The sequence below is a fragment of the Actinomadura sp. GC306 genome (assembly GCF_004348665.1).
GTDB lineage: Bacteria > Actinomycetota > Actinomycetes > Streptosporangiales > Streptosporangiaceae > Spirillospora.
The window spans coordinates 1-4,568 of the sequence record NZ_SMKM01000392.1 but is presented as its reverse complement, the minus strand read 5'-3'; the positions used below and the strand labels follow the sequence as shown (position 1 = coordinate 4,568).

Sequence of the window (4,568 nt, the reverse complement as noted above, 5' to 3'; positions counted from 1 at the left end):
TTCTTGCGCTGGTCGCCGAGGAAGAAGCGCCGCCGCCGGAACACCGGATGCTCCGTCCGCAGCCGGGACAGGCGCTGGACGAAGTCGAGCAGCGGGCCGCGCTCGTCGGGGAACATGCCCTGCCGCAGCCCCGTCCAGTCGACCCACGAGAGCTCGTTGTCCTGGCAGTAGGCGTTGTTGTTGCCGTCCTGCGTGCGGCCCATCTCGTCGCCGTGCAGCAGCATCGGCACGCCCTGCGACAGGAACAGCGTCGTCAGGAAGTTGCGCTTCTGCCGCTCGCGCAGCGAGATGACCTCCAGGTCGTCGGTCGGCCCCTCGTGGCCGTGGTTCCACGACCGGTTGTCGTCGGTGCCGTCCCGGTTGCCCTCGCCGTTGGCGTCGTTGTGCTTGCCGTTGTAGGAGACCAGGTCGTGCAGCGTGAACCCGTCGTGGCACGTCGCGAAGTTGATCGAGGCGATCGGGCGGCGCCCGTCGTCGGCGTACAGGTCCGACGAGCCCGTCAGCCGGGACGCGAAATCGGGCAGCGCCCCCGGCTCCCCGCGCCAGAAGTCGCGGACGGTGTCGCGGTACTGGCCGTTCCACTCCGTCCACAGCGGCGGGAAGTTGCCGACCTGGTAGCCGCCCTCGCCGATGTCCCACGGCTCGGCGATCAGCTTGACCTGGGAGACGACCGGGTCCTGCTGGACGAGGTCGAAGAACGCCGACAGCCGGTCGACCGCGTGCAGCTCGCGGGCGAGCGTCGCGGCGAGGTCGAAGCGGAACCCGTCCACGTGCATCTCGGTCACCCAGTACCGCAGCGAGTCCATGATCATCTGCAGCACGTGCGGGCTGCGCATCAGCAGGCTGTTCCCCGTGCCCGTGGTGTCCATGTAGTAGCGGCGGTCGTCCTCGGTCAGCCGGTAGTACGAGGCGTTGTCGATGCCGCGGAACGACAGCGTCGGGCCCAGGTGGTTGCCCTCGGCGGTGTGGTTGTAGACGACGTCCAGGATCACCTCGATGCCGGCCTCGTGCAGCGCCTTCACCATCGCCTTGAACTCCAGCACCTGCTCGCCCCGGTGGCCCGACGACGAGTACTCGTTGTGCGGGGCGAAGAAGCCGATGGTGTTGTAGCCCCAGTAGTTGCGCAGCCCGCGGCTCGTCAGCGCGTCGTCGTGGACGAACTGGTGCACGGGCATCAGCTCCACCGCCGTCACGCCGATCGACTGCAGGTGCTCGATGACCACCGGGTGCGCGAGGCCCGCGTAGGTGCCGCGCAGGTCCGGCGGGACGTCCGGGTGCCGGGCGGTGAGGCCCTTCACGTGCGCCTCGTAGATGACCGTCTCGTGGTACGGGATCCGGGGCGGGCGGTCGTCGCCCCAGTCGAAGTACGGGCTGACGACCACCGACCGCATCGTGTGCCCGGCCGAGTCGGCGTCGTTGCGCGACCACGGGTCGCCGAAGTTGTAGCCGAAGCACGACTCGTCCCAGTCGACCGCGCCCTCGATGGCCTGCGCGTACGGGTCGAGGAGCATCTTCGCCGGGTTGCACCGCAGCCCCCGCGGCGGATCGTACGGGCCGTGCACCCGGTAGCCGTACCTGCGCCCCGGCATGACGCCCGGCAGGTACCCGTGCCACACGAAGGCGTCCACCTCCGGGAGGTCGATCCGGGTCTCCTCGCCGTCGCCGGCCGGCCCGTCGAACAGGCACAGCTCCACCCGCTCCGCCGCTTCGGAGAAGATCGCGAAGTTCGTGCCCGCCCCGTCGAACCGGGCACCGAGCGGGTAGGCGTCCCCTGGCCAGATCTGCGCCACTGTCCCGCTCCTCGTCATGACGCGCCGCCGTCTCGGACGCGGCGGCGCACGGGAGAGCCTTTCCCGCTCCGGTTTAGATCACACCGGACGAGATTGGGATGCCTCTGGCCAGAACGGACATCTCTGAGCTACCTTAGGGGAGCCTTACCTTATTGAGGGTGCCCTAAGCGCCCCAGGTCAGGCTTGTGGAGAGGGTCGACGCCGCACGAAAGGTCCGCGAGCCGCATGTACGTGTGCATCTGCAACGTGGTCACGGAGGACGATGTCCACGGTTGCCTGGCGGACGGCTGCACGACCGCCAAAGAGGTCAAGGCCGCCTGCGGTTTCAAGCCCGGGTGCGGCATGTGCACCAAGCGCCTCCACTCGATGGTCAGCGAGTACCGCACGGCCACCGAACTCGCGGACGCCCTGACCGGCGGCCCGCTGCCCCTGGCCGCCGTCCCCGAGACGCCGGCCGCTCCGCAGATCGTCCCCGACGCCACCGAGGGAGGGACCGCTCCGCAGACCGCCGCCTAGCCCGTCCCCCGAGCCACCCGCATGGCCCCGCCCGCACGGGCGGGAAGCGCCATCGCGGGGGTTGCTGCTGTCCAGAATCGGTCAGCCGTGCAAACATGGGGCCATGGAAGGCGACAAGGACATCATCGCGCTGCTCAACGAGCAGCTCACCGCGGAGCTCACGGCGATCAACCAGTACTTCCTGCACTCGAAGATGCAGGAGCACTGGGGTTTCACCCGCATCGCCAAGCACACCCGCGACGAATCGTTCGACGAGATGCGGCACGCGGAGCGGCTCACCGACCGGATCCTGTTCCTGGAGGGGCTGCCGAACTACCAGAAGATCGGCACCCTGCGGATCGGGCAGACCATCGTCGAGCAGCTGGAGTCGGACCTCGTCGTCGAGATGGAGGCGGTGGCCCGGCTGCGTCCCGGCATCGAGCTCATGCGCTCGCGCGGCGATGTCACCTCCGCGCGGATCTTCGAGGAGATCCTCGCCGACGAGGAGGAGCACATCGACTACCTGGAGACCGAGCTGAGCCTCGTCCGGGAGCTCGGCGAGCACAACTACAAGCAGCGGCTCACCGGATACCCCGGCGACGACGGCAGCTCGCCCGTCTGACCCGCCCGGACCGCTACGGTGCCCCGGGGTCCGCGGGGCTGGGCGCGGCCGTGCGGCGCAGCACGTACGGCTGGATGATGCCCAGCCCGCGGACCGGGCGCCGCACGATCCGCGTCACCTCGTAGCCCGGCCGGCCGTCCAGCCGCGCCGCCAGCTCACTGTCGATCACGACCGCGCCGGGGCGCGCCAGGGACGTGAGCCGCGCCGCGAGGTTGACGGTCGTGCCGAACACGTCGCCCATCAGCGGCAGCACCGGCCCGTACGCGGCACCGACCCGGACGTCGGGGACCTCGGTCTCGTCCTGGATGGTCGCCGCCACCGTCAGCGCGATCTCCGCGCCGATCTCCGGGGTCTCCGCGCTGAACAGCACCTCGTCGCCGAGCGTCTTCACCAGCCGGCCGCCGAGCGAGGCGACGATGTCGGCGGCGGTCTCCTCGAACCACTCCACCACCCGGGCCAGCTCGATCTCCTCCAGCTCCCGGCTGACCTGCGTGAACGACACCATGTCCGCGAACCCGACCGTGGTCATCGGCCGGCCGGCCGGATCGCCGTTCTCCCGCGTCGCCGCCGTGCCGAGCGCCCGCGTCCCCGCCGCGGCGAGCTGCCGCCGCCAGGCGTGCACGACCAGCGGCTCGAACTCCCCGATGTGCTTCTCGGCGATGTCCACGATCGTCTCGACCGTCTCCGCGGACGGCGCCTCGTTCGGTTCCTGCGGCAGCATGCTCTGCAGCAGGCTGACCTGCCATTCCGCGAGCCGGCTCATGGTCTGCCCGAAGGCGCGGACCAGCCGGATCACGCCGTCCTCGTCCAGGATCCCGTCGGCGACGAGGCGGCCCAGGCGCTCCAGCGCCATGACGTCGCCCTCGGTGTAGGCGATGGTCTCGTCCGGCATCGACGGGTAGCCGAACGCCCGCCAGACCTTCCCGGAGAAGTCCTGCGAAACCCCCGACAGGCGGACCGCGTCGACACGGGTGTAGCGCAGCTCGCCCCCGAGCAGGAGCTCTTCTATCTCCTTCGGATCCGGCAATCCGGCCGCCATCTTCCGCCCCTCAGCCCGCCGTCGCCCCCGACCGGGACACCGCCGTCATGGATCGGTACCGCGACATATCGTCGCAGACCAGCAACACGGGCAACGTACGGACCGTGGATCGCCGTTCCCCGTTTCACCGGACGTGCACCACGTCGCCCGCGCTCACCGCATTGTCCCCGCCGGTTCCCGCCACCACCAGGCGCCCCGCCCCGTCCACGTCCCGCGCCGTCCCGGCCAGCGTCCGCCCGCCGGGCAGCTCCACCCGCACCCGGCGGCCGAGCGTGGCGCACAGGTCCTTGTAGGCGGTACGCAGCCCGCTGCTCTCCGGATCACCGCCGAGCGCCGTCCACTCCAGGTACCAGGTCGCGAACTCGCGCAGGATCGCGCGCAGCAGCGGCGCCCGGTCGCTCAGTGGCGCCCCCTCGATCGCCAGGGACGTCGCCGTCTCCACCGGCAGCTCCGCCTCCCGCAGCCCCACGTTCAGCCCCACCCCGATGACGAGGCCGCCGTCGACCTTCTCGGCGAGAATTCCGGCGAGTTTGCGGTCCCCCACCAGCACGTCGTTCGGCCATTTGAGGCGCGCGTCCACGGCCGCGTCACCGCCCGCGAGAAAGCCCTCGCCCTCCTGGGC

At 70.5% G+C, this 4,568-nt stretch carries 5 protein-coding genes; 2 read left to right on the top strand and 3 right to left on the bottom strand.

Annotated elements, in window-relative coordinates; translation table 11 throughout:
* Nucleotides 1–1,790, bottom strand: a 1,790-nt coding sequence (glgX, locus tag E1200_RS31460) for a glycogen debranching protein GlgX (RefSeq protein WP_207933636.1), incomplete at its 3' end; no start/stop codon positions are given.
* Nucleotides 1,791–2,015: 225 nt separating this feature from the next.
* Between glgX and E1200_RS31455 the strand changes: the two genes are divergently transcribed.
* Together E1200_RS31455 and bfr are read left to right on the top strand one after the other, a co-directional pair.
* Complete coding sequence (locus E1200_RS31455) at nucleotides 2,016–2,306, top strand: (2Fe-2S)-binding protein (protein ID WP_131956003.1); 291 nt, start codon at nucleotides 2,016–2,018, stop codon at nucleotides 2,304–2,306.
* A gap of 103 nt (nucleotides 2,307–2,409) precedes the next feature.
* The gene (bfr, locus tag E1200_RS31450) at nucleotides 2,410–2,907 is read left to right on the top strand and encodes a bacterioferritin (RefSeq protein ID WP_131956001.1); all 498 of its coding nucleotides are present in this window, start codon (nucleotides 2,410–2,412) and stop codon (nucleotides 2,905–2,907) included.
* 13 nt (nucleotides 2,908–2,920) lie between these two features.
* Here the strand turns inward: bfr and E1200_RS31445 are convergent, their stop codons facing one another.
* Nucleotides 2,921–3,946 carry an adenylate/guanylate cyclase domain-containing protein gene (locus tag E1200_RS31445; RefSeq protein WP_131955999.1) on the bottom strand — a complete coding sequence of 342 codons (1,026 nt, stop codon included), beginning with the start codon at nucleotides 3,944–3,946 and terminating at the stop codon, nucleotides 2,921–2,923.
* Between the two features lie 124 nt (nucleotides 3,947–4,070).
* The coding region (locus E1200_RS31440) for a biotin--[acetyl-CoA-carboxylase] ligase (RefSeq protein WP_131955997.1) at nucleotides 4,071–4,568 on the bottom strand (498 nt) is incomplete at its 5' end.

Excerpts from the sequence above, each read along its gene's own strand:
- bfr (WP_131956001.1), top strand. The coding sequence starts at position 2,410 with ATGGAAGGCGACAAGGACATCATCGCGCTGCTCAACGAGCAGCTCACC.
- E1200_RS31455 (WP_131956003.1), top strand. The coding sequence starts at position 2,016 with ATGTACGTGTGCATCTGCAACGTGGTCACGGAGGACGATGTCCACGGT.
- E1200_RS31445 (WP_131955999.1), bottom strand. The coding sequence starts at position 3,946 with ATGGCGGCCGGATTGCCGGATCCGAAGGAGATAGAAGAGCTCCTGCTC.